The 21,534-nt window shown below is 66.5% G+C and carries 23 protein-coding genes; 12 read left to right on the top strand and 11 right to left on the bottom strand.

Annotated features, from left to right (window positions below):
* Positions 1 to 123: 123 nt before the first annotated feature.
* The 9 genes from FPZ11_RS14575 to FPZ11_RS14535 all read right to left on the bottom strand — a co-directional run bounded on the left by FPZ11_RS14575 (position 124) and on the right by FPZ11_RS14535 (position 12,070).
* The gene (locus tag FPZ11_RS14575) at positions 124 to 3,456 is read right to left on the bottom strand and encodes a carbohydrate-binding protein (protein WP_168203851.1); all 3,333 of its coding nucleotides are present in this window, start codon (positions 3,454 to 3,456) and stop codon (positions 124 to 126) included.
* A gap of 451 nt (positions 3,457 to 3,907) precedes the next feature.
* The gene (locus FPZ11_RS14570) at positions 3,908 to 4,537 is read right to left on the bottom strand and encodes a 3-oxoacid CoA-transferase subunit B (protein WP_146321863.1); all 630 of its coding nucleotides are present in this window, start codon (positions 4,535 to 4,537) and stop codon (positions 3,908 to 3,910) included.
* Between the two features lie 4 nt (positions 4,538 to 4,541).
* Positions 4,542 to 5,189, bottom strand: coding sequence for a CoA transferase subunit A (locus tag FPZ11_RS14565; RefSeq protein ID WP_146321862.1), 648 nt, complete (start codon positions 5,187 to 5,189; stop codon positions 4,542 to 4,544).
* A gap of 94 nt (positions 5,190 to 5,283) precedes the next feature.
* Entirely contained in the window at positions 5,284 to 6,501 is a 1,218-nt protein-coding gene (locus tag FPZ11_RS14560) for an MFS transporter (protein WP_146321861.1), read from the bottom strand.
* A gap of 93 nt (positions 6,502 to 6,594) precedes the next feature.
* Complete coding sequence (locus FPZ11_RS14555) at positions 6,595 to 7,740, bottom strand: alpha/beta hydrolase family protein (RefSeq protein WP_146321860.1); 1,146 nt, start codon at positions 7,738 to 7,740, stop codon at positions 6,595 to 6,597.
* 40 nt (positions 7,741 to 7,780) lie between these two features.
* Complete coding sequence (gene mhpA / locus FPZ11_RS14550; protein ID WP_146321859.1) at positions 7,781 to 9,334, bottom strand: bifunctional 3-(3-hydroxy-phenyl)propionate/3-hydroxycinnamic acid hydroxylase MhpA; 1,554 nt, start codon at positions 9,332 to 9,334, stop codon at positions 7,781 to 7,783.
* Positions 9,331 to 10,209 carry a VOC family protein gene (locus tag FPZ11_RS14545; RefSeq protein WP_146321858.1) on the bottom strand — a complete coding sequence of 293 codons (879 nt, stop codon included), beginning with the start codon at positions 10,207 to 10,209 and terminating at the stop codon, positions 9,331 to 9,333. The genes mhpA and FPZ11_RS14545 overlap by 4 nt, the downstream gene beginning before the upstream one ends.
* Before the next feature lie 29 nt (positions 10,210 to 10,238).
* Entirely contained in the window at positions 10,239 to 11,051 is an 813-nt protein-coding gene (locus FPZ11_RS14540) for a beta-keto acid cleavage family enzyme (protein WP_146321857.1), read from the bottom strand.
* Positions 11,052 to 11,053: 2 nt separating this feature from the next.
* A complete protein-coding gene (locus FPZ11_RS14535; protein WP_146321856.1) occupies positions 11,054 to 12,070 on the bottom strand; it encodes a VOC family protein in 1,017 nt (338 codons plus the stop codon).
* A 270-nt stretch (positions 12,071 to 12,340) separates the two neighbouring features.
* Between FPZ11_RS14535 and FPZ11_RS14530 the strand changes: the two genes are divergently transcribed.
* From FPZ11_RS14530 to FPZ11_RS14515, 6 genes are all read left to right on the top strand, one after another.
* On the top strand, positions 12,341 to 13,543 hold the full coding sequence (locus tag FPZ11_RS14530) for a globin domain-containing protein (RefSeq protein ID WP_146321855.1): 1,203 nt from the start codon (positions 12,341 to 12,343) through the stop codon (positions 13,541 to 13,543).
* Positions 13,544 to 13,556: 13 nt separating this feature from the next.
* On the top strand, positions 13,557 to 14,282 hold the full coding sequence (locus tag FPZ11_RS19365) for a hypothetical protein (protein WP_168203850.1): 726 nt from the start codon (positions 13,557 to 13,559) through the stop codon (positions 14,280 to 14,282).
* A complete protein-coding gene (locus tag FPZ11_RS19360) occupies positions 14,275 to 14,661 on the top strand; it encodes a group I truncated hemoglobin (protein ID WP_168203849.1) in 387 nt (128 codons plus the stop codon). Before FPZ11_RS19365 ends, FPZ11_RS19360 begins: the two co-directional genes overlap by 8 nt.
* Before the next feature lie 209 nt (positions 14,662 to 14,870).
* A complete protein-coding gene (locus FPZ11_RS14520; RefSeq protein WP_146321853.1) occupies positions 14,871 to 15,554 on the top strand; it encodes a TetR/AcrR family transcriptional regulator in 684 nt (227 codons plus the stop codon).
* Complete coding sequence (locus tag FPZ11_RS20125; RefSeq protein ID WP_302849651.1) at positions 15,551 to 15,676, top strand: hypothetical protein; 126 nt, start codon at positions 15,551 to 15,553, stop codon at positions 15,674 to 15,676. Before FPZ11_RS14520 ends, FPZ11_RS20125 begins: the two co-directional genes overlap by 4 nt.
* Positions 15,673 to 16,851, top strand: a complete 1,179-nt coding sequence (locus FPZ11_RS14515; protein ID WP_146321852.1) for an FAD-dependent oxidoreductase — start codon at positions 15,673 to 15,675, stop codon at positions 16,849 to 16,851. Before FPZ11_RS20125 ends, FPZ11_RS14515 begins: the two co-directional genes overlap by 4 nt.
* 295 nt (positions 16,852 to 17,146) lie before the next feature.
* Here the strand turns inward: FPZ11_RS14515 and FPZ11_RS14510 are convergent, their stop codons facing one another.
* Both FPZ11_RS14510 and FPZ11_RS14505 read right to left on the bottom strand, forming a co-directional pair.
* Positions 17,147 to 18,298 carry a tyrosine-type recombinase/integrase gene (locus FPZ11_RS14510; protein ID WP_146321851.1) on the bottom strand — a complete coding sequence of 384 codons (1,152 nt, stop codon included), beginning with the start codon at positions 18,296 to 18,298 and terminating at the stop codon, positions 17,147 to 17,149.
* 150 nt (positions 18,299 to 18,448) lie between these two features.
* Complete coding sequence (locus FPZ11_RS14505) at positions 18,449 to 18,679, bottom strand: helix-turn-helix domain-containing protein (protein ID WP_168203848.1); 231 nt, start codon at positions 18,677 to 18,679, stop codon at positions 18,449 to 18,451.
* A gap of 95 nt (positions 18,680 to 18,774) precedes the next feature.
* Here FPZ11_RS14505 and FPZ11_RS14500 point away from each other — a divergent pair, with 95 nt between their 5' ends.
* The 6 genes from FPZ11_RS14500 (at position 18,775) to FPZ11_RS14475 (ending at position 21,490) form a co-directional block, all read left to right on the top strand.
* Positions 18,775 to 19,005, top strand: coding sequence for a helix-turn-helix domain-containing protein (locus FPZ11_RS14500; protein ID WP_146321849.1), 231 nt, complete (start codon positions 18,775 to 18,777; stop codon positions 19,003 to 19,005).
* The gene (locus FPZ11_RS14495) at positions 19,002 to 19,241 is read left to right on the top strand and encodes a helix-turn-helix domain-containing protein (protein ID WP_146321848.1); all 240 of its coding nucleotides are present in this window, start codon (positions 19,002 to 19,004) and stop codon (positions 19,239 to 19,241) included. Before FPZ11_RS14500 ends, FPZ11_RS14495 begins: the two co-directional genes overlap by 4 nt.
* Positions 19,242 to 19,393: 152 nt before the next feature.
* Positions 19,394 to 19,708 (top strand): hypothetical protein, encoded by a 315-nt coding sequence (locus FPZ11_RS14490; protein ID WP_146321847.1) that lies wholly within the window; start codon positions 19,394 to 19,396, stop codon positions 19,706 to 19,708.
* Positions 19,705 to 19,998: a hypothetical protein gene (locus FPZ11_RS14485; protein ID WP_146321846.1), complete on the top strand. Its 294-nt coding sequence runs from the start codon at positions 19,705 to 19,707 to the stop codon at positions 19,996 to 19,998. Before FPZ11_RS14490 ends, FPZ11_RS14485 begins: the two co-directional genes overlap by 4 nt.
* Positions 19,995 to 20,204: a hypothetical protein gene (locus FPZ11_RS14480; RefSeq protein WP_146321845.1), complete on the top strand. Its 210-nt coding sequence runs from the start codon at positions 19,995 to 19,997 to the stop codon at positions 20,202 to 20,204. The genes FPZ11_RS14485 and FPZ11_RS14480 overlap by 4 nt, the downstream gene beginning before the upstream one ends.
* Positions 20,201 to 21,490, top strand: a complete 1,290-nt coding sequence (locus FPZ11_RS14475; RefSeq protein WP_146321844.1) for an AAA family ATPase — start codon at positions 20,201 to 20,203, stop codon at positions 21,488 to 21,490. The genes FPZ11_RS14480 and FPZ11_RS14475 overlap by 4 nt, the downstream gene beginning before the upstream one ends.
* Positions 21,491 to 21,534: the final 44 nt, after the last annotated feature.

The following is a 21,534-nucleotide window of genomic DNA, read 5'->3' as shown; positions in this document are numbered from 1 at the left end:
GACCGACCGGGCTCCGTACGCGACGCGGCAGCACCTCGCGCCATCGGGCAGCTGATGGCACGAGAGCAGGTGCGGATGCCCGCCGCAGCAGGCAGGCATCCGCACTCCTCTCCCCACCCCGGACTATGACGTCTTCGGCTGCTGCACGATGAACGCGTCGACGATGGTGAGTCTCCCGGAATCGTCGCTGTTCGTCACACGGATGGTGTGCTCTCCGGGCGCGAGGTCGCGCACGACGAACACCGGCTGCTGCACCATTCGGAGCGATGTGTTGCAGTTCACCGTGGCTCGCTTCACGCCGTCGATCGAGATGTCGGTGTTGCCCATGTCGCGAAAACGCTCGGTCAGAAGCGCCACGCCTGTGCCTGTGAATGTGTATTCGGCGTAGTCGCCCGCTGTCGTGGCGTAGTGCACGTCGTCATCGAAGTCTCCGAGGTCGCGCTCACCGTTGTACCCCCAGTCGCCCGAGTAGGTGATTGACGCATCCGTGTCGTTGACCGTGGTGAGAGTGACGCTCGGGTCCGTGACGGTGACCGTCACGCTCGAGGTCAGACCGTCCAACGAGACCGTGAGCGACGCCGTGCCCCACCCCTTCGCGGTGATCGTGCCATCCGACGCGACAGTGGCGACGGAATCATCTGAGGACGAGTAGATGACACCGTCGGTGACGGGCGTGCGCGTGCCGTCCATGCTGATCTCAGTGGCCGTCAACGTGCCGGTGTCACCGACCGTCAACGAGCTGGGTCCGGCTGCGCTCACTGCCTTCAGCACGTCGGTGGTCGCCGTGAGGCCGAACTTCTCGAACAGCACGCCCGCACTCGTGCGTGCGCTCTCGCCGATGAACCGCAGATTGTGGATGCCCGCCGTCATCGCCACCCAGGTGGAAACGTCTTCGAAGTGGCCGTCCCCGCCCGTGTCCGGCACGTTCACCGTGGTGGCGTCGCCGTCGACGTCGAACTGCAGCCGCTGCGCTTCGTCGGACGCGACGCGCAGATCGAGCTTGTAGTACCCCGTGTACGGTACGTCGATGTTCTCGTAGCGCAGGTAGTCCTGCTGGTCGATGCTCCCGACGGCCGCGACAGGCTTGCCGTCGTCGTGGTAGGTGCCGCTGACGACGCCGGTGTCGGGGCCGTCCCAGCTGTACTCCTTCGCGAGGTTCCACTGCATGTTGTAGTCGCCGGCCGCGATGGTCGCGTGGTAGTCGCCCTGCCGGTCGAATCGCATCCAGTTCCACACGATGTTGGAACTCGCCGAGATCCAGACCACCTTGAGCGTGTGCGTTCCCGCCTTCAGCGGCACGAAGAAGTTCTCCGTCTTGGCCGTGGTCACACCGCCGGTCGGTTCGAGCGACAACGCGCCCGTGGCATCCTTGCCATCCACTTCGAGACGGAACGACAGCGGGTCGCTGTTGGTCGTGGAATACCGGAACTGCATGAGGTACGTGGCTGTTGCAGCGACGTCGACGTTGTCGTAGCTCAGCCAGTCCCCTGAGTCGATCACGGAGACGCCCGGCGTCCCGTCGTCATCCACATCATCGAGCGCCTTCAACCACGTGCCGCTCTGGTCCGTGGCCGACTCCGCCTGGATCGTGAATTCGTCGGGGTTCGCGAGTGTGAAGCGCATCCAGTTCACGAAGAACCAGCTGCCGTCGTCGCGCACCAGCTTGATGGTGTGCCTGCCCGCGGTGAGCGGAAGCTCGCGTTCGATCGTGCTGTACACGTTGTATCCGCCGGTATCGGGTGTGGCGATGGAACCCAGGGCGTCCTTGCCGTCGACCTGGACGCTGAAGTGGTCGCCCTGCGAGGCCGATACCCGGAACTCGACTCGGTAGGTGCCGGTCGTCGGCACCTCGACGTTGCCGTACTCCGCCCAGTCACCCGCCTGACCCATGTAGAGCGCGCCGAAGCCGCCCTCGGCTGGAGGCTCGACACCGTATGCGCCCTGGGCGCCCGTGTAGTCCTCACCCTCCACTCGGAACTGCGCCTGCGCAGCCTGCGCGACGGCAGTCGGCGCGGACGCCGCGACAGTCACCGGACCGACGGGATAGATCTTGTTCTTGCCGTTCGGCATGGCCAGTTCGATACGCGGCTTCCCGGTCGAATCGACCATGGCCACGGCCAGTGTGTACTTTCCGGCACGAAGGCTGTTCGGGAGCTTGAACGAGGAACGCACCTGGTCGGCGTCGCCCTTGAACCACGTGGTCTCATCGACGGACGCGTCTGTGCCGCTCCAGACGACCCGTCCGCTCGACGAATCGAGCAGATAGACCTTCAGCGGGTACTTCTTCGGGCTGAACCCTGCGCCGTTATTGGTCCAGATCTGCGCCAGGTTCAGTGTGCCGCCCGCCTTCACTCGATCGCTGTATGTGGCCTGCTGCATGAGGAACCGGTATCCGGAATAGCGAGCGAGGGTGGTGAACCACTCCCCGTACGCCTTCTTCATGGCATCCCAGTTCGCGAAGCTGGTGTTGTTGATGCCCTGCAGGTTCGAGTGGTACGCCTCGATCGCGTTCTTCACGACCAGGCGCGGATTGTTGATCATGATGCTGCTGTTCCAGGTCGATCCCTCGGAGACCTGGATGTGGTCGCGGCGTTCCAGCCGATTGATGTACGAACTCTCGCCACTCGTGTCGTACTGCATCCAGGGGAAGGCACTGTTCACGGTGTCGGAGCGGAAGCCCCAGTTCTTGTTCGCGGCCGCCACGTCGTATCCGTAGGCAGTGAAACGTTTGGCCTGTGTGTCGGCAGCAGCGTCGTTCGCGTCGACGTTCGCCCCGGCATTCTGCATCATGACCATCGTCTTGCGGAAGGCAGAACTGTAGATGCCGAGAATGGCGTGCAGGGTCTTGGTGCGTGTCGCATCATCGGGCCAGGGGAAGTTCAATGCGTCGTTCCAGCCCGACCATTCGCCGAACAGCGAGAAGGCCCGCAGGTCGACCCAGGCGATGCCCGTGTTGCCGTCGTAGCGCTTGGCGAAGGCGTGCACGGCCTTCGACAGCGCGTTCAGGTAGATCGGGCTGTAATACAGCGGCTGCTTCGAGTAGTACTGCCCGTTGTATTGCGCGAGGCGATACGGTGCCTTCTCCACGTCGAACAGCCAGGCGGGCGGGTACTGGTACGGGAACACTCCAGGATCGTTCTTCGTGTCGGGCGCATCGGACATCAGCAATTGGATCTCCGCTGTCTTGCCCTGCTGATTGATGCGCTTCATGAACTGGTCGAATCGATGCCAAGAGAACTTGTTCGCTCCAGGCTCGAAGTCGGCCCATGCGACCTGCACACGAACGATGTCCGCATCGTGCGGAATGCGCTTGCGTCCCTCGATGAAGTCCGTGATCGCCGGATCGGTGGTGAACGTGTAGCCCTTGCTCGTCGCCGTCTGAGGACTGTTGATGTCGAACGCCGTGCCCGTATACGGGTTGCCGTGCAGCACCTCGTGCGTATCGGTGAACGTCACGGTTCGTTCGGATGCGTCGCCTGGAGTCGCCGTGGTTGCAACGGCCGCCGTACCGCCAGGCGCCTTTGCGGTCGAGTTCTGGTGAGCGGACGTCGTGCTTGCGGGGGCGACCAGCGCTCCCATGCTCAACACCCCGACGACAATTGTCGCGACGAGACCCTTCATTGATCCACTCCTCCTCGAGTGTCGACAGAGCTCTATTTATTCAGGTTCCGTTTTAATTAATACGGCAGGCAGCGCTTCACCGCAATGGTGGAGGCAGAGATCCCCGTTCCCGGGAGCACATCACCCGAGAGCCGCGGCACACGACATCGGGTTACAGCAACGGACAGCCGCGTCGCCGACAGCGGGACCGCGAGATCCTCGCAGTCGGCGGTCACAGCATCCAGAAGCAGATTCCGGGCACGACAAAAGGACGCGGGCATGCCGCGTCGCAGACGGAACGGTCGCGTCAGCCCGCCGCGCCCTCCCCGGCCACACTGAAGGCGGCATCCGTGATCGCGCGGAGCTCGTCGATGTCGTGCCCCGGCGCGACTCGCCGCAGCACCAATCCGTGCGCTGTCACGTCGAACACGGCGCGGTCGGTGATGATCCGGTCGACGACGCCCGCACCGGTCAAGGGCATGGAGCACTCCTCGACGATCTTGGGCGTTCCGTCTTTCGCGACGTGCTCGGTGATGACGATCACGCGCGGCGTCCCTGCCACCAGATCCATCGCGCCGCCCATGCCCTTCACGAGCTTGCCCGGCACTGTCCAGTTCGCGAGGTCGCCGCGTCCCGAGACCTGCAGCGCACCGAGCACCGCGGTCTGCACATGGCCGCCTCGGATCATCCCGAACGACGTGGCCGAGTCGAAGATCGCGGCACCGGGCAACAGCGTGACCGTCTGCTTGCCCGCGTTGATGAGGTCGGCATCCTCGTCGCCCTCATAGGGGAAGGGCCCCATGCCGAGAATGCCGTTCTCGCTCTGCAGCGTGACATTCACGCCAGCGGGCAGATGATTGGCGACGAGCGTCGGGATGCCGATGCCCAGGTTCACATACTGCCCGTCTTCGAGGTCTTCCGCCGCGATCGCGGCCATCTCGTCACGCGTCCACACGAGGCCGCACCGTCCTCTGCTCGATGTCCTTCTCCCGGATCTCGGCCGCCACGAGGCGCTGCACGTAGATGCCGGGCGTGTGGATGTCGTCCGGTTCCAGATAACCCGTCAGCACCTCCTCCGCCTCGGCGATCGTCACCGTGCCCGCGGTGGCGACGAGCGGGTTGAAGTTGCGGGCCGTCAGGCGGTACCGCAGGTTGCCTTCCGCGTCGGCGGAGTGCGCGTGCACCAGCGCGACATCGGCGTGGATGCCCCGCTCGAGAATGCAGCGCACTCCGTCGAACACGGTCGCCGACTTTCCCTCCGCGACGGGCGTTCCGACGCCGGTCGGCGTGTAGAACGCCGGGATGCCCGCCCCGCCCGCCCGCAGCCGCTCGGCGAGCGTCCCCTGCGGCACGAACTCCACGTCGAGTCCTCCGTCGAGGAACTTCTGCGCGAACAGCCGGTTCTCGCCGACGTACGACGCGAGCACCCGGCTCACCTGCCCGCTCTCGAGGAGCAACCCGAGCCCCTTGCCGTCGACGCCCATGTTGTTGCTCACGATGGTCAGGTCGCGCACGCCCGTGTCGCGCAAAGCGGTGATCAGGCTGGTGGGATTGCCCGAGAGGCCGAAGCCGCCGACTGCGACAGTCATGCCGTCGCGCACGACGCGGCGAGAGCGTCCGCCGCCGTCGGCCAGATCTTGGTGGCCATCACACTCCTTCGTCAGTGGACGTCATTCGAGGACTTCACTCGGCGGCCGCGTGCACCGGCTGCTCCGACCGCTCCGCCTGATCGGTGCGGATCCGGCCCACGAACACGCCTGCCACCGCGGCGAGCAGACCGCAGGCCCCGGCGATCGCGATGGCGGGGCCGAGCCCCGTCGCTCCCGCGATGGCGAAAACCAGCAAGGGGGCGAGGAACTGTCCGACGAATAGTCCGGCCGTCGAGGCCCCCGATGCTCGCCCGCGCTGCTCGTAGGGAAGCCCCTGCACGATCCAGGTCTGCAGTGTCGAGAGCAGGATTCCGCCACCGGCGTTGGCGACCACTGCGCCCACGATCACGACGGGAAGCGCCGTCGAGAGGCCGATCAGCAGCAGTCCGACGCCGAGCACCGCGAACGCCGCGGCCAACAGGATGCGCGGAATCCGTCGCAGCAGAGCGGGGAAGCCCAGTGACGCCAGGGCGAGTGCGAGCGCCGCTCCGGCGCTGATCGCACCGATGGCGGAGGTCTGACTGACGCCCAGCTCCGAAAGACGGAACGACAGCATCGCGACCGGCACATAGAAGACGGCGCCGCCGAGCAGGGTGAACAGGATGGGCGCCAGCAGCCGACGCCACTGAACCGGTGGAAGCGCCTGCCGTTCGGTGCGGGGGCGGTCCTTCTTCAAGACGATGGCCGCGACGATCCCCAGCGGGAGCGCCAGCAGATAGAGCCAGAACGGCGCACGCCAGTTCGCGTCACCGAGCGCGCCGGAGAGCGCGATGAAGACCACGGCGGCCAGCCCGGTCACCAGGTTGAGCAGGCCGAAGTAGCGGGCGCGTCGGTGCCCGTCGAAGAGGTCGGTGATCGTCGCCATCGACGACGAGAAGATCGCCGCCTCGGCGAGGCCGACCGCGACCCGAGAGATGAGGATCGCCTGCAGCGTGGGCAGCCAGAGCGGCGCCGTTCCGACGACCGCATAGGCGAACAGCGCGATGACCAGCACCCGCTTGCGCCCGACGCGGTCGATGAGCCGGCCCGCGAAGAGTGCGGTGAGGCCGATCACGAGGGCCGGGGCGGTTAGGATCAGCCCGACCAGGACCTCGGCCCCCGCCTGATCGGGAAACGCTGCGACCATGGCGGGCTGCACGGGGGCGATGGATGTCGACCCCAGGATCGGCATGCAGGCTGCGGCGAGCAGCACGGCGCCCTGTCCTGTCGACGAGGTGCGGGTACGGGGAACGGGTGCGGTTGCGGTGGACATGCGGGCTCCTTTGCCTGCTCGGGTATGTCGGGGACGGAGGCCCCATCGCCTCCACCCCTGTAGCGCAGAGCGCTATGGCATGTCAGCCATGCCTCAGCTGAGCTGATTCACCAGCCAGTTGATGACCGTCGGGCCCACGGGTCCTCTGCCCATGTGTCCTCCCGGGAACAGCCGCGCCGTCTTGGGGTCGCCGTGCTCGAGCGCGAGGTGGATGTCTGTCGCATCGTTCTGCTGGTCGTCGATGCCGTTGACCAGCAGCAGCGGGCAGCACGGCTGATCCAGCACGCCCTGATCGAGCAGCGACAGCTCGGGACACCTGGCGATGTACTCGTCGAACGTGTGCTCGCCGAAAATGCGCGCCCGAGACGGGCCGAGATCCATCAGATAGGTGCCAGCAGAGCGTGACTTCTCCTGCCAGGCCGGCTGGAAGGTCTTGTGGATGCCGCCACCCCAGTTGACCGCGGCCTTCAGCCGGTCCCTGTGCGTGTGGGCCAGCTTCGTCGACCAGTACCCGCCGAACGACTGTCCGACGATTCCGACCCTGGTCTCGTCGAGGTCGCTGCGCTCGATCCAGTCGAACACCGGAGTCCACATGCGCTCCGCGTCCGGACCGGCGAACACCGGAGCCTCGCCGACACCGGGCATGTCGATGTGGATCGTCGCGACGCCGCGCCCGCGCAGGCTCGCGGTGCGCACGTAGCTCTCTTCCTTCCACATGTCGATGCCGCCCCACACGATGGCGACGGGCGTCGGCCCCTCGACCTCGCGGGGGCGCGCGACGTAGAACACGACCTCCGTACGCCCTTCCCTTCCGCCCTCGGCTGTGGGGATCGCGACGCGTTCCACGGCGGGGTCGTCCAGCGCGACGGCGCGCTGGAACCACTCCCTCGAGAGGTCGTACGCGGCCTGCTTGGCGGGATGGATGGGAGTGGGGAACCGTGCGACGAACGCGAACTGGTAGGCCTGCCACCACGCCTCACGCTCGTCAGCGGTGCGACCGTCGCGATGGGCGGCATCCGCCTGCTCGGCGAACCGGTGAGCGACCTCGAGCCACGCAGCGGCCCAGGCCTCGGGCTCGATGCTCTCGAGCCGGTCGACGACGGGCCTCGCGGCATCCACGTCGATGGCGTTGAACGGGTGCGCTCGTTCGTCGAGATGCGCGTACAGCCACTCCCGCGCGTTCTCGATCGAGCGCTTGCCCGTCGTCGGGTCCACGCCTTCTACCGCCACCGCTGCCATCAGATCTCCTCCGCACGAATCACGTCGTACCTCATCGTCATCACTCCGCCCTCGTCGCCATCAGGCCGTGCAGGGCCGCCTCACGGGCATCCAGCAACGCACGCGTTCCCTCTGCATCGTTCGCGACGCCGAACACGTAGCGGTCGGGCCGAAGGAGCACGGATTCCGCGTCGAACGCGGAGAGCCACGCCTGCAGCGTTCCGCTGTCGTCGATGACGTCTGCCCCGACGACGAACGCCGGCGGGCCGCTCGCTTCCCGGTCTGCGTACGGCGCCGTGGTGATCAGCACCCAGCCGTCGCCCACGATGTCGTCCAGACGACCGTGGCGTCCGTCGGATGCCGTCACCCACGGCTGCGGGAACAGCAGCCCGGTCGCGGGCGACGATCCGGTCTCGTCGAGCACACCGGTGGACAGCCCGGGAATGAGGTCTTTCCACGTCTTCGGGGCTTGCGGCGCCGGGTTCTCCATGAGCTCGCGCATCCTGGCGTCGCGTACCTTCGCCTCGTCGACGTCGAGCACGCAGATGTACCTGCCGTTGGCGACCGACTGCTCGATGATGGCCCGCACGTGGGGTTCGCGCTCGACCTGGTAGCTGTCGAGGAGCTCGTCGGGGACACCATCGCGCAGAACGGCGCGCAGCTTCCACGCGAGGTTGCGCACGTCGCGCATGCCGTGGCACATGCCCTGGCCGTAGAAGGGCGGGGTCTGGTGCGCGGCGTCGCCCGCGAGCAGGATGCGCCCCTGCCGCCAGCGGTCGGCCACGAGTGCGTGGAACCGGTACACCGCGGCTCGGCTGATGGTCAGTCGGCCGTCGTCGTACCACGGGGTCACCTGCCGGATGAGGCTGAGCGCGACCTCCGGCTCCGCGAGGGTGGAGCTGTCTTCTCCCGGAAGGACCATGAACTCCCAGCGGCGGTGCGCGCGCGGACCGGGCACGTACGTCGCCGGCCGCTGCGGGTCGCAGTACATGATCGAGTAGTCGGGTCCGAGCTCGTCGCTGTCGGCGTCGGCGTCGATCACGATCCACGGCTCATCGAACCCGTAGTCGGTGAGCTCGATTCCGAGCGACTTGCGGATCGTGCTCGTCGATCCGTCGGCGGCGATCACATATCTGGCGCGCTCGATGCGCACCTCGCCCGACTCATTGCCGAGCTCGACGACGACATGATCGTCGAGCTCGGCAATGGACCGGCAGGACCACCCGAAGGCGGTGTGGATGCCGGGGGCATCCTCCGCGCGCCGTCGCAGCATCCTGTCCACCTCGGGTTGGTAGAACATGTAGTGCGGCTTCCAGCCCAGGTCGCCCTCGGTGGCGACCACGCGGAAGTCGCGGATCGGTTCGCCGTCCTCTCCGAGGTGCAGCGCCCCGGACGTGGCCCGGACTCGCGGCTCCAGTTCGTCGGCGAGGCCGGCGAACTGGAAGATCCGCATGATGTCGGCGTCGAAGTGGATGGCGCGAGGCTTCGGGTAGACCTCGGTGGAGGCATCCACCAGCACGACCGACAAGCCGAGCCGGTCGGCGAGCAGAGCCGCCATCGACCCGACCGGTCCGGCGCCCACGACGATGACGTCGGCGACGTCTTCGGAATTCATCGGGCGGCCTCCGCCACGGAGCTCGCCGGAATCGAGAGGTCGCGGAATCCGGCCGGTGGCAGCGGCCCCCACATCACGCCGGATTTCAGCGTGTCCTCCCAGACTTCCGCCTCCCACTCCTCCTCGGTCTCGACCTGCAGCATGTCGGAGGTCACCTCGAGGATCGCGCCGGCCGGGTCGAGGTGATAGGTGAAGATGTTCGCCCCCAGGCCGTGGCGGCCCGGTCCCCAGATGAAGTTCTGGTCACGGGCGGCGAGCAGGTCTCCGAGCCGGGCGAGACCGCGGATGTCGTCGGTCTCGAAGGCATAGTGGTGGATGCCGTTCTTGCCGGCGAACACCGCCACCGTGTGGTGGTTCGGGCTGCAGCGCAGCCAGTGACGTCGATCGAGCACGCTGTCCGACAGGCGGAAACCGAGGATGTCGATGAAGAAGTCCCGGAAGGCCCCCGGATCTTCCGCCGCGAAGCTCAGGTGGTCGAGCGAGCCGATGACGGGACCGGCCTCGCGCTCTGCGGCGTTGCGCACATGGCCCTCGCCGACACCGATCTCGACGGCGACGCCGTTGGGCGCGTAGACCCGCAGGCCATCCCCGTCGAGCTCACGGGCCGCAGTCGCCTCGACTCCGGCCGCGTCGATCCGACGGCGGATCTCCGCGAGGTTCGCCTCTGTGGTGTGCAGCGCCATGAAGTCGAACTCCGAGGCATCCGCCTGGCGCAGAACAAGGCAGGCGCTCTGACCCGGCAGCGCCAGCGCGATGGACGACTCGTCCCGGTCGGCGATCTGCAGTCCGAGAACGTCGATCGCGTGCGCGGCCGACTTCTCGAGGTCGGGCACGCGGAATCCGGCGCGCACGAGGTGGTGATTGAGGAGGTCCAAGGGTCTTCCTTTCCGCACGGCGACCGCGGCTACGCGGTCAGGCCGAGCTGGTCGCGAGCAGCCGACACGTCGGCCACGGTCAACTCGAGCGCCGTGGCGAGCCCGGCCGCACGTCGAACGAGCTGCTCGTTGCTGGTGGCCAGCTCCCCGCGTCGCACGTGGAGGGTGTCCTCCATGCCGGCGCGCGCGTTGCCACCGAGTGCCAGCGCGATCGAGGTGAGCTGGAGATTGTTCCTGCCGATGGCGATGATCTGCCAGATGGCGTCGGTGGGCAGTCGCCGAACGATCGTCGTCAGGTTGTCGGGGGTGGCCGCCATTCCGCCGCGCACGCCCATCACGATGCTGAATTGAAGGTTGCCCCCCAGCAGGCCCTCGTCGCGCAGGCGGAGACACTCGTCGAGGTGGCCGGTGTCGTAGATCTCGAGCTCCGGCTTGATGCCGAGATCTTTCATGCGGGCCGCGAGTCGGCGCACGTCGGCGGGAGGGTTGCGGAACTCCCCGCCGGCGAACGTCATGGAGCAGGGGTTGAGCGTAGCCATCTCCGGGCGCAGCTCGACGAGGCGTTCCCGTTCCTCGAACGGCACCGTGAGGCCGACGCCGGTGGAGAGCTGGATGAGGATGGGGCAGCGGTCGCGGATCAACTCGACCGCACGACGTGCGATCTGCTGGTCCGCGGTGGGGCGCTGGTTCTCGTCACGAAGGTGGATGTGCGCGACGGCCGCGCCCGCCTCGTAGGCGCCGGCGACGGCATCCGCGATCTCTTCCGGACTGGTCGGCAGAGCCGGGTTGTCGCTCTTGGTGGCGATGGGGCCCGTGGGTGCGACGGTGATGACGACGGACATGGTCAGCTCTGTCCATTGTTCGCCGGGTCGAGCAGAGCCGCCTTGATCTCGTCGGAGACGCCCTCCTCGGTGCCGCTGAGCCCCTCGGCGTACGGGAACGACTCCTGCATCGACTGCGGCATGACCGAGTTGCGGTAGATGTTGTTCGCGCCCTTCGCCGGGCTCCAGGTGTTCGCCTGCCACTCGGGCACGTAGTTGCGGTAGCCGCCCGAGTTGAGCTCGATGCGAAGCCCGCTCGGCTCGCGGAAGTAGAGGAAGTTCTGCTCGCCGATGCCATGCATCGAGGGGCCGTATTCGATCGGGATGCCGTGCTCCATGAGCACGTCGGCCGCGATCAGGATCTCCTCGTGCGTGTCGAGCCAGAACGCCACGTGGTTCACGCGGCCGGGGCGGTCGGAGGTGTCGATCACGATGCCGAGGTCGTGCGATTTCTCGTTCGTCGTGAGGAAGGCGAGGATGGTCACCGGCGCCTCGTCGAGGTCGGCGTAGGCCATGATGCGCATGCCGAGCACGTCCGAGTACCACTTGGCCATGCCGCGCGGGTCTTGGCAGGCCACCGTCACGTGATCGAAGAAGCGCGGGGCGCCGGCCTTGTCACTGCGGCGTTCCGGGCGGTCGAGCCAGGTCGACTTGAGCTCGTCGGGCGCCTGGTACAGCTCGATGTCCCAGACGAGACGCGTGCCGTGTCCGTACGGACCGATGAAGTCGTACGAGCGACCGTGGCCGGGGCCTCCGTCGTTCCACGTTCCGGTGATGCCGGCGGCCTCGACGCGGGAGACGGCCTCCTCGAGGTCCTCGGCCGAGTTCGTGCGCCAGGCCATCCAGGCCAGGCCGGGCTCGTCTCCGGACGCCACGATCAGGCTGTAGCGGTGGTAGTCGCCCCACGCCCGCAGATAGACCTTGCCCTCCGCCTCGTCGACGACCCGCAGGCCGAAGCGCTCCGTGTAGAACGCCACCGATGCGGGAACATCCGGGCTGGTGATCTCGAGATGAGCGATCTGAGAGAGATATCGCGACACAGCGTTGGGCCTTTCACTCTTGAGCTCGAAGCCTGTCGGCATCGACATGTCAATGTTTACATGAATGGACACACGCGATCAAGTCCGACGAAGACAGCGGGCGCGTCTTCCATCGAGATACGCATCTGCGGCAGAATCGCGGTTGGCTTGTCGTCGCCCTCACGGCGAACCGGACACCGCGTCAAAATGACCCCCGATTTGGGGACAGCGACCACTGCACGCTAGCGTCGGCTCTCGACACTGCACGGCAGCAGATGGGACACGACGCAAGTGGATGCGGTTGCACTCAAGCGAACCTGGGCTCAGGTGGCCGCCCACGGCGATGCGGTCCCTGGATACTTCTACGCACATCTCTTTCTCGCGCACCCCGAGGTGCGGGATCTGTTCCCCGTCACGATGGCAACCCAGCGAGACCGACTGGTCAAGGCGCTCGGCCGCATGGTCAGCGACGTCGACAACCTCGGCGAGGTCGTGGGCTACATCGAGGACCTCGGTCGCGACCATCGCAAGTTCGGGACGATCGCCGGGCACTATCCGGCGGTGGGAGCATCCCTCCTGGCGACTCTGAAGCACTTTCTCGGCGACACATGGACTGCCGAACTGGCCTCCGACTGGGCCGAGGCGTACGGGATCATCGCAACGACGATGATCACCGCCGCCGAGAACGCCGAGTCGGAGCCGGCAACCTGGGTTGCGGAGGTGGTGTCCACCGAACGGCGCGGCATGGATGTCGGCACGGTCACGATCCGCACCGCGGAGCCCTACGCATACCGTGCCGGACAGTCACTGGCCATCGAGGTTCCGCAACGACCACGCCAATGGCGCTACCTGTCCCCCACGCACACGCCGCGGGCCGACTCCACGATCACCTTCCACGTTCAACTCGTGCCGGGCGGCCAGGTCAGCGGCGCCCTGCTTCGTGATGTGAAGGCCGGTGACCGGGTTCGGCTCGGGCCGCCCATCGGCGACCTGCTCACGCTTCCGCCGCAGAGCGACTGGCCCGACCTTCTGCTCATCGCGGGCGGCACGGGTCTCGCCCCTCTGCTGGCTGTGCTCGACCAGGTCGCCGAGCGGCACAGGTCGAGCGGCACGGGGCCCAATGTCGCGCTTTACCACGGCGTGCGGCACTCATGGGGGTTCTACGCGAAGCGGGAACTCGAACGCTATGCCGATTCGCCGTGGCTGCAGACGAGGTTCGCCGTGTCGGACGATCCCTCGTTCCCAGGGCCACGTGGCTGGATCGGCGACGTGGCGGCCGAAGACGGTCCGTGGCACGGCTTCCTCGCCATGGTCTGCGGCTCGCCAGGCATGGTGAGGCACACCACGAATGCGCTCCTCGACTCGGGAGTGGCATCCGATTGGATCCTCAGCGAGAAGTACGAAGACCCATTCACTCAACCGACCGGCGAGCCGGATGGCCGCACGGGCTCTCCGACAGCCGTCCCGCTAGGCGCAGGACTGAGCATCCAGTAGAGGACGACAGATCATGACTGGGACCACATCCGCATCCATCACCCCGGAGCTGCTGCGTGAGGTGTCACTCGCCGGCGAGAACAGCGCGTACGACGACGACGCGCTCCGCGCACTGCTGGCCGCGGCCGCCGATGCACTCGAACTCGCTTGGCGCGAGAAGCACGATCTGATGGCGGGGCTCGGCTCCGGCGACGATGAGATCTCGAGCCGCGCCGTCCTTCTGCTCAGCAGCGCTCAGCGCATCGCCGACGAAGCGGTCGCCGAGGCCGAGTCGTATTCGAAGGACCTGGTCGATACCGCCAGGACCCAGTATCGGGAGATCATCGAGCGAGCCCAGCACGCTGCGCACGAGATCGAGAGGCAGTCAGGTGCGCCGGGCTCTGTATCCGATCCGCATCCCGCCGCCGCGCCCGTGCCACGAACCGCCGAATACTCCGAGACTCCGGCGTTCGCGACCGACGATCTCGGCGCCGCGGGCCCGGCATCCCCCGACGATGTTGTTCGCGCGCGCCAGTTCACACGTATGGCCGCCGCGCAGGCGCACTCGCTTCTCGAGTCGATCGAACGCGAGCTGGGACGACTCGGCGCCTCGCCCGCCGAAGGGTTTCAGCGGGAAGCCGCCGGCACCGAGGATGCGAACGCGTCGGATGACGACGAGGAGTCGGCAGAAGAGACTCCGGCGCGCAAGAGGCTCACCTGGACGAACACACGAACGCGATTGGGACATCGAAATGACTGACACGAGCACATCCGCAACGCTGTATCAGCGTCTGGGCGAGGGCGCCGGCATCGCCGCGGTCGTCGACACCCTGTACCGACTGATCATGGAAGACGCGAACCTCGCCCCGTACTTCGCCTCCACGCGGCTCGTCGAGCAGAAGCGCCACATGGCGCTCTTCCTCGCCGCCGCCACCGGCGGCCCGAACGGCTACAAGGGACTGGATCTGGATGCCGCACACGCCGGCCGCGGCATCACCGACGCCGACTTCGATCGGGTGATCGGGCATGCCGCAACCGCGCTCGGTGAGGCCGGTGTCGACTCGGAAACCATCAACGCCGTCGCCGGAGCGCTCATGCCTCTGCGGGCCCAGGTCGTCACCGCTCCCTCGGGTCGGTAGCACAGCCGTCATCTCGCGACCGAAGGCTGTGCGATTCGGTCGCGCAGCAGAGGACCTGGTCACCGCTTTGAACGCGGCGACCAGGTCCTCTGCCATATCCGGCGTGCACACCGCCGGGCAGATGAGGGCTTGGGGGGTTCCGAGTGCACGGGCCACGCAATCAACTAACGTGTTAGTTACGAACATGTTAGTCGATCGGAGGATGCGCCATGGAGAACGGCCCCATGAGTCGTCGTGAGCGACCCGCGAAGCCGGCACTGAGCCGGTCCGCCATCGTGGATGCGGCGTTGTCGATTCTCGAGAATGAGGGCTTCGAGAAGGTGACCATGCGGCGGGTCGCCACGGAGCTGGATACCGCCGGCGCCTCGCTGTACGTGTACGTCCGGAACGCCGAGGACCTGCATCTGGAGATCTTGGACGCGCTCATCGCGCGAATGCCGGCGATACCGGCGACCGGCTCGTGGCGCGTTCGACTGCACGCTCTTCTGGTCTCGTATGCCGGCGTTCTTGTCGACTACCCCGACATCGCGAGGGTGTCCCTGTACGCGCATCCGACCGGACCGCGGTTTCTCGGCTTGATCGAGTCGATCTTGGAGTTGCTCGAAGAAGGCGGCATCCCGGACCGATCGGCGGCGTGGGGTGTGAATGTGATCCTCGAAACGGTGACATCCGCCGCGGTCGAGCACGCCCCCGACGCCGCGGGCGCCGGTGCGTTCCTGCCGGAGTTGGATGCCCGTCTGGCGCTGATCTCGCCGCAAGAGCATCCGCGCATCGTGCAGCTCAGCGAACAGTTGCTCGCGGGGACAGGCGAGCAGCGTTTCCACTGGGCGATCGACCTGCTGCTGAACGGGTTGCTCGCCACACCGGTCGAGCCTGGCGAGGGCAGCCGATGAGCCCAGAAGAGACCATCGCCATCGCCATCATCACGATCACCGTCGTCGGCGGCATCGCGGCCCTGTGTCTCGTCTCGGCACGTTTCCTGGCTGCGCGCGCCCCGGAGGAGCAACTGCCATGACCAGCCCCACACCCATCTCCATCATCGGCGCCGGACTCAGCGGGCTCGTGTGCGCCCGGATCCTGCAGCTGCACAACGTCCCCGTCACGATCTACGAACTCGACGACTCGGCAGAAGCCCGCAGGCAAGGCGGCTCCCTCGACATCCACGACGACACCGGACAAGTCGCCCTCAAAGCCGCCGGACTCTGGGATCAGGCACGCGAGCACGCTCACCCGAGCGGCGAGTCGATGCGCGTCATGGACAAGCACGCCCACGTCTTCGTCGACACTCCGGAACCCGAGGGCGGCAACGGACGACCCGAGATCGACCGCACCGTGCTGCGACAACTGCTCATCGAATCCCTCGCGCCCGGCACGATCCAGTGGGGGTGCAAGCTCGTCCGTCTCGCATCCGACGACCACGGCAACACGCTCGAGTTCGCCAATGGCGCCACTGTCAGGGCCGACGTGGTGGTCGGCGCCGACGGCGCGTGGTCTCGCGTGCGCACAGCCCTTTCGCCCGAGAAGCCCGCCTACACCGGCATCACCATCACCGAGTTCCGGCTCACCGACGCTGCGACCAAGTATCCCGAATCACGAGCTCTTGTCGGCCCGGGGAGCGTGTTCGCCCTCTCGGACAACAAATACATCGGCGGTCACGGCGGCGACCACCTCTCCCTCGGCGTCGGCCTGCGCGTGCCAGAAGACTGGATCACGGCGACCGGAATCACCGGCGATGATCCCGCCGCCGCCCGCGAGACTCTGCTGCGAGAACTCGCCGACTGGGCCGAACCCCTTACCGACCTCATCCGCCATAGCGATGACACCATCTGGCCGCGGCCCATCTACGCACTGCCGATCGGGTTCACCTGGCCGCGGAGCCCGCGCATCACGCTCATCGGCGATGCCGCACATGTCATGTCCCCGTTCGCGGGCGAGGGCGCGAACCTTGCCCTCATCGACGGCGCAGACCTCGCCAGCGAACTCCTCTCCCACGACGATCCCGCTTCCGGAATCGCAGCCTACGAGCGACGCATGGTGCCCCGCGGAGCCAAGTCCGCCAAGGCTTCACAGAAGGGTCTCGAGCGCATGTTCAACGAGAAGGCGCCCAAACAGATCGTCTCCTTCTTCCGCCGCATGAACGCACTCACTCGACTCTTCCGGCCGATCCTGCGACCACACGGCCAGGGCTGATGCGCCGCTGCATCCTTGGTGGATAAGGGCGACGGTGATCGCGGGGACCATCATCCCGCCGGATGTGCCGGCCACCTTGTTCGTCGCCGTCACCGACGGGCTTCAACAGCAGCGGCTCTACGAAGGCAAGTAGTCGATCTGGCGAGCTATGCGACGGCGTTCATCGACGCGAGGGTCGATGACACGACCGGTGCCGTGAGCTCCGGCGCTGTCCTCGACTACGAGCGGAGGGCGTGGGATTCGAACCCGCCTCAGACGCCTGCGAACGTATGGTTCCTCGTGCCGCACCGCGTAATTACGCGGCCACAGGGTCGCCGCCGGTCGTCGTAGGTGATGCTCCGTCGCTATCAATTGTGGGCAGATTGTGGGCACGAAGCGCTCGTGAACGAGCTCGGTCCAGGGCGACCGCGACGCTGTTCAGATCGTCATCGAATAGGTCGGCGTAGAGGTCCAGTGTCATCGCGGCGGATTCATGCCCGAGCATCCGCTGCAGCGCCTTGACGTTCGCTCCCGCGCTCACTGCGAGGCTGGCCGCGGTGTGCCGCAGGTCGTGGAGCGTGAGCGTTGCGGGAACGTTGGCCGCGGTCTTCGCTTTCGCGTACCACCCGTTGGCGTGCCGCGGTCGGGGCTCGTATTCGTCATTCGAACCGAACACGAGAGCGTCAGTCCTCTTGCCTGCGCTCGCCGTCTTGAGCTTGGCGCGGAGGAATGCCGGGAAAGGCACGCTCCGCTGCTTGTGGTTCTTCGGCGTGCCGACGACGATCTCGCTGCCGACCGCCACCGCGTTCTCGGTCACCTGGATGCGGTGCCTCTTGAGGTCGAGATCGCGGACTCGTAGCCCGATCGCTTCGCCCCACCGGAGTCCCGTGTAGGCAAGCATGTACACGAGGAGAGCCCGTTCGCCGGCTGCACGCGCAAGCCGGTCGACCTGTTCGTGGGTGAGGTAGACGTGCCGCTTCCTCTGCTTCCGGGGAAGTTCGACGCCTCGAGCTGGGTTCTTCGGCATTCGGCGGTCGCTTACCGCCGCGTCGAGGACTCCTGCGAGCACTCCGTAGGCGCGGATTGTGGTGGTGGCGCTCTTGCTGGCTGCTATGCCGGTGACCCAGTCCTGGACATCGGTGTGCTCGATCGCGACGAGACGGATCGAACCCCATCGGGCTTCGACGTGGATGCGCCATGCGGATTCGAGCACTCGGTAGGCGGACGGCTTGAGGGCCGTCTTCTTGGCGCCAAGCCATGAGTCTGCGATCGCGGAGACCGTGACGCCTGCACGGGTCGGGTCGATGTAGTCGCCGGAGGCCTTCTTGACCTCGACGGTGGCGAGGAAGAGGTTCGCATCACGTTTGGTGCGGAATCCTCGCTTGTCCGTCTGCGAACCGTCGGGCTTCCGGTAGCGGACACGGTAACGGGTGCCGGCTGCGGTGGCGTATGCCTTCACAGTGGCCATATGTACCTCATTCGGGGTGTAGACGGGCTGTCGGTGCGGGGGAGTACCGTCGAACACATCTTCGAGACTGAGAGGGTTCTAAGGATGGAACTATCGGCGGCAGACATCATGCGGGCAGCATCGGAAATGAATGTCGCGCCGTCGGTCTTGCTAACGCTTGACCCGTTTCATGGCCTCATCGAGCAGTTCACCGATCGTCATGTCGAGCGCGAAGGCGATCTTGAAGAGAGCTGACGACGGAGTATCGCGTGTTCCCTTGAGGTATCGCCGGAGCGTCACGACTGGAATCCCTGCGCGCTCCGCAAGGGCGATGTCGGACAGCTGGGCGCGTGCCTGGGCGGCTCGGAGCTCTGCCGCCGCTGCTGCGGTGTATTCGTCCATATGGGTGACTCTATGCCCGTTTTGGACCATTTTGCAATCCAAATAGGTGGTACTCACAGCTTGACATGATCCAAATGGGCAACTAGCTTTGCTGTATGGATCACACACCGGCTCAGGAACTGGCAGACAAGGTCGCTGCCTGCATCCTTCGATCCGGCCGCACGAAGACTTCCGTTGCCGATGCGGCCGGCATCCCACACACGACCTTCAACCGCAAGATCAAGGGCCACACGGAGTTCACGTTCGCGGAACTGCTCCGCATCGCGGCCGTGCTGAACGTCGCACCGTCAACGTTCACCCCATACGCATTCGCGGTGGCGTCGTGACCGCGGCCGAAACCGTCACACCGGCCGCGGTCTCCCCTTCGGGATGGATGACCCCGCAGGAAGTGTCCGATCTCACGGGCATCTCCGTCGACCGACTCAAGCAGATGCGGTACCTGCGCAAGGGGATGCCGTTCTACAAGCCGACCGGCGCCAAGGGCAAGACGGTCCTCTACGACCGTGCCGAGGTCGAGGCGTTCATCCGCACGACCGTCGTGAAGCCCCTGGCTGCCGCGTAGAGGGCGGCAGGGTCCCGATCTCACCCGAAGCTATCGGGCCCCTGCCGGTTGGACGCCGCAAGAAGAAAGCCCCCGAGGTCGAGTCGGGGGCGAGCAATGACCGAATGAAAGGAAAGCCAATGCAGGAACAGGGTACATCGCGAGGACTGGTGATGGACACTGGCGGACCTCGCGCCCGGCTCACGGACCCGATCACGAGTCATGAGGCCGCGGATTCGGTCGACATCTGGCCGTCGCATCAGGCCGTCCTCGACCAGCTCGAGATCGCGGGCGCCGAGGGCATGACGCAACCCGAACTGATCGCGGCGCTCCCGTACATGTCGGATTCGCGTGTGCGGTCCGCGGTCGGCGAGCTTGCCGCTGAGGGGAAGGTCGTGTTCGCCGGCTTCTACCGGATGACGCCGCGGGGTCGCCGGTCGCAGGTGTGGGTGCTGGCCCGCTTCGAAGAGTTCGAGGACGCGGCATGAGCCCGGAGGAAGCCGCGTGGCAGGTGGCCGGTGCACCGTTCCCACTCGCTGAGGTCCCGAAGCCGACCGAGGTCCCCGATGAGATCACCCCGAGCGTTCACGTGATCACGGACGCCGCGTTGCGGAACGCGATCGCGGAGGCTGAGCACCTCGAGTACCTGACTGGTGTGATCCACGACGACGGCATGCGCACGTGGCTGACGGACGCCGCGTCCTCGCTCCGGTGCCTCGTGCAGGCGGTCGAGGAACTCGCCGGCATGGTGCAGAAGCTTCGCGAGGGCCGCGCATGAACCCGCTGCTCGCGTACCTGCTGTTCCTGTTGGCCGCGACCTCGGTCCTGCTGCTCGCCCTGCAGTCCTGGGCGGCCGCGATCCCGATCGTGCTGTTCGCGTGGCTGTTCGGTGAATGGCTCGCCTTCCTCATCGCTCGTGCGGTGCGTCATCGCCGCCGCCACATCCGTGTCACTGACCTACCCGAAAGGACCACCGAGAAATGAGTCTCAAGATTCACCGCCTCAGCGCGGACAATTACAAGCGGCTGCGCGCCGTGGAGATCACCCCGGACGGCAACGTCGTCGTCATCGCGGGACGGAACGCGCAGGGCAAGACGTCCGTGCTCGACGCGATCTGGGCGGCACTGGCCGGCGGCGAAGCATCCCGTGCGACACAGCAGCCGATCCGTGACGGCCAGGACACCGCGGTCGTGAAGCTCGACCTCGGCGAGTACATCGTCACCAGGCGCTGGACGAAGAACGACTCCGGCACGCTCACGATCGAGGCACCTGACGGGGCCCGGTATTCGTCGCCGCAGAAGTTGCTGGATGAGGTGATCGGGGCGCGTGCGTTCGATCCGCTCGCGTTCACCCGCCTGTCGGCACGCGACCAGAAGGCTGCACTCCTCGCGACCGTGGACCTGCCGTTCGATCCGGACGAGTTGGAGCGGGAACGCAAGGGGGTGTTCGAGCGGCGCACCGATGTCAACCGCGATGTCGCGAAGCTCGAAGGCCAGATCGCCGGCTACCCGCTGCCGGATCCGTCGCTGCCCGCTGACGAGGTGTCGGCGGCTGATCTGCTCGAAGAGGTTCAGACGGCGCAGGAGATCAATGCGCGCCGGCAGCGTCACCAAGACGAGATCGATTACGCCGACTCACGCATTCTCGACTTCGAAGAGCAACTCTCCTTGTGGCGGGACGCCGACTCACGCATTCTCGACTTCGAAGAGCAACTCTCCTTGTGGCGGGAGCGGCGACAGAAGTACGTTGACGGGCTCGCTCTGCTCGGCCCCGAGATCGATGTCTCCGACACGAAGGAGCGACTCGCCTCTCTCGAGCAGACGAACGCGCGCATCCGGCAGGAGCAGCAGCGCAAGGCTGTCGCCGGCGAACTCTCCGACCGGAAGAACGACGCCGCGGCGCTGACGATCAAGCTGCGGTCGATCGAGAAGCAGAAGGCCGACGCGCTCGCGAAGGTGCAGTTCCCGGTCGACGGGCTCGGCTTCGACGAGAACGGCGTCACGTACAAAGGCGTCCCCTTCTCGCAGGCGTCATCCGCTGAGCAGCTGCGCGTGTCCGTCGCTCTCGCGATGGCCGCGAACCCGACGCTCCGGGTGCTGCGCATCCTCGACGGTTCCCTGCTCGACGCCGACTCGATGCGACTCATCGAGGAGATGGCCGCCGATCACGACTACCAGGTGTTCTGCGAAGTCGTCGGAGACAACGGCGGCGTCGGGATCGTCATCGAGGACGGCGCTGTCGCCGCCGTGGACGGGGTGAAGGTCGCATGACCGCCGCGATCATCATCGTCGCCGCAGGCTTCGCCGCATCGGCG

Source organism: Humibacter ginsenosidimutans (genome assembly GCF_007859675.1).
Lineage (GTDB): Bacteria > Actinomycetota > Actinomycetes > Actinomycetales > Microbacteriaceae > Humibacter > Humibacter ginsenosidimutans.
Note: the sequence above shows the minus strand (reverse complement) of the source record. Positions and strands in the feature narration are given on the sequence as shown.

Bases quoted from the DNA above. Each gene is read 5' to 3' on its own strand.
- FPZ11_RS20125 (WP_302849651.1), top strand. From the start codon at position 15,551: ATGAGCCCAGAAGAGACCATCGCCATCGCCATCATCACGATCACCGTC.
- FPZ11_RS14540 (WP_146321857.1), bottom strand. From the start codon at position 11,051: ATGTCCGTCGTCATCACCGTCGCACCCACGGGCCCCATCGCCACCAAG.
- FPZ11_RS14505 (WP_168203848.1), bottom strand. From the start codon at position 18,679: ATGGACGAATACACCGCAGCAGCGGCGGCAGAGCTCCGAGCCGCCCAG.
- FPZ11_RS14515 (WP_146321852.1), top strand. From the start codon at position 15,673: ATGACCAGCCCCACACCCATCTCCATCATCGGCGCCGGACTCAGCGGG.
- FPZ11_RS14490 (WP_146321847.1), top strand. From the start codon at position 19,394: ATGGACACTGGCGGACCTCGCGCCCGGCTCACGGACCCGATCACGAGT.
- mhpA (WP_146321859.1), bottom strand. From the start codon at position 9,334: ATGAATTCCGAAGACGTCGCCGACGTCATCGTCGTGGGCGCCGGACCG.
- FPZ11_RS14520 (WP_146321853.1), top strand. From the start codon at position 14,871: ATGGAGAACGGCCCCATGAGTCGTCGTGAGCGACCCGCGAAGCCGGCA.
- FPZ11_RS14485 (WP_146321846.1), top strand. From the start codon at position 19,705: ATGAGCCCGGAGGAAGCCGCGTGGCAGGTGGCCGGTGCACCGTTCCCA.
- FPZ11_RS14570 (WP_146321863.1), bottom strand. From the start codon at position 4,537: ATGGCCGCGATCGCGGCGGAAGACCTCGAAGACGGGCAGTATGTGAAC.
- FPZ11_RS14560 (WP_146321861.1), bottom strand. From the start codon at position 6,501: ATGTCCACCGCAACCGCACCCGTTCCCCGTACCCGCACCTCGTCGACA.
- FPZ11_RS14555 (WP_146321860.1), bottom strand. From the start codon at position 7,740: ATGGCAGCGGTGGCGGTAGAAGGCGTGGACCCGACGACGGGCAAGCGC.
- FPZ11_RS14510 (WP_146321851.1), bottom strand. From the start codon at position 18,298: ATGGCCACTGTGAAGGCATACGCCACCGCAGCCGGCACCCGTTACCGT.
- FPZ11_RS19360 (WP_168203849.1), top strand. From the start codon at position 14,275: ATGACTGACACGAGCACATCCGCAACGCTGTATCAGCGTCTGGGCGAG.
- FPZ11_RS14565 (WP_146321862.1), bottom strand. From the start codon at position 5,189: ATGACTGTCGCAGTCGGCGGCTTCGGCCTCTCGGGCAATCCCACCAGC.
- FPZ11_RS14500 (WP_146321849.1), top strand. From the start codon at position 18,775: ATGGATCACACACCGGCTCAGGAACTGGCAGACAAGGTCGCTGCCTGC.
- FPZ11_RS14480 (WP_146321845.1), top strand. From the start codon at position 19,995: ATGAACCCGCTGCTCGCGTACCTGCTGTTCCTGTTGGCCGCGACCTCG.
- FPZ11_RS19365 (WP_168203850.1), top strand. From the start codon at position 13,557: ATGACTGGGACCACATCCGCATCCATCACCCCGGAGCTGCTGCGTGAG.
- FPZ11_RS14475 (WP_146321844.1), top strand. From the start codon at position 20,201: ATGAGTCTCAAGATTCACCGCCTCAGCGCGGACAATTACAAGCGGCTG.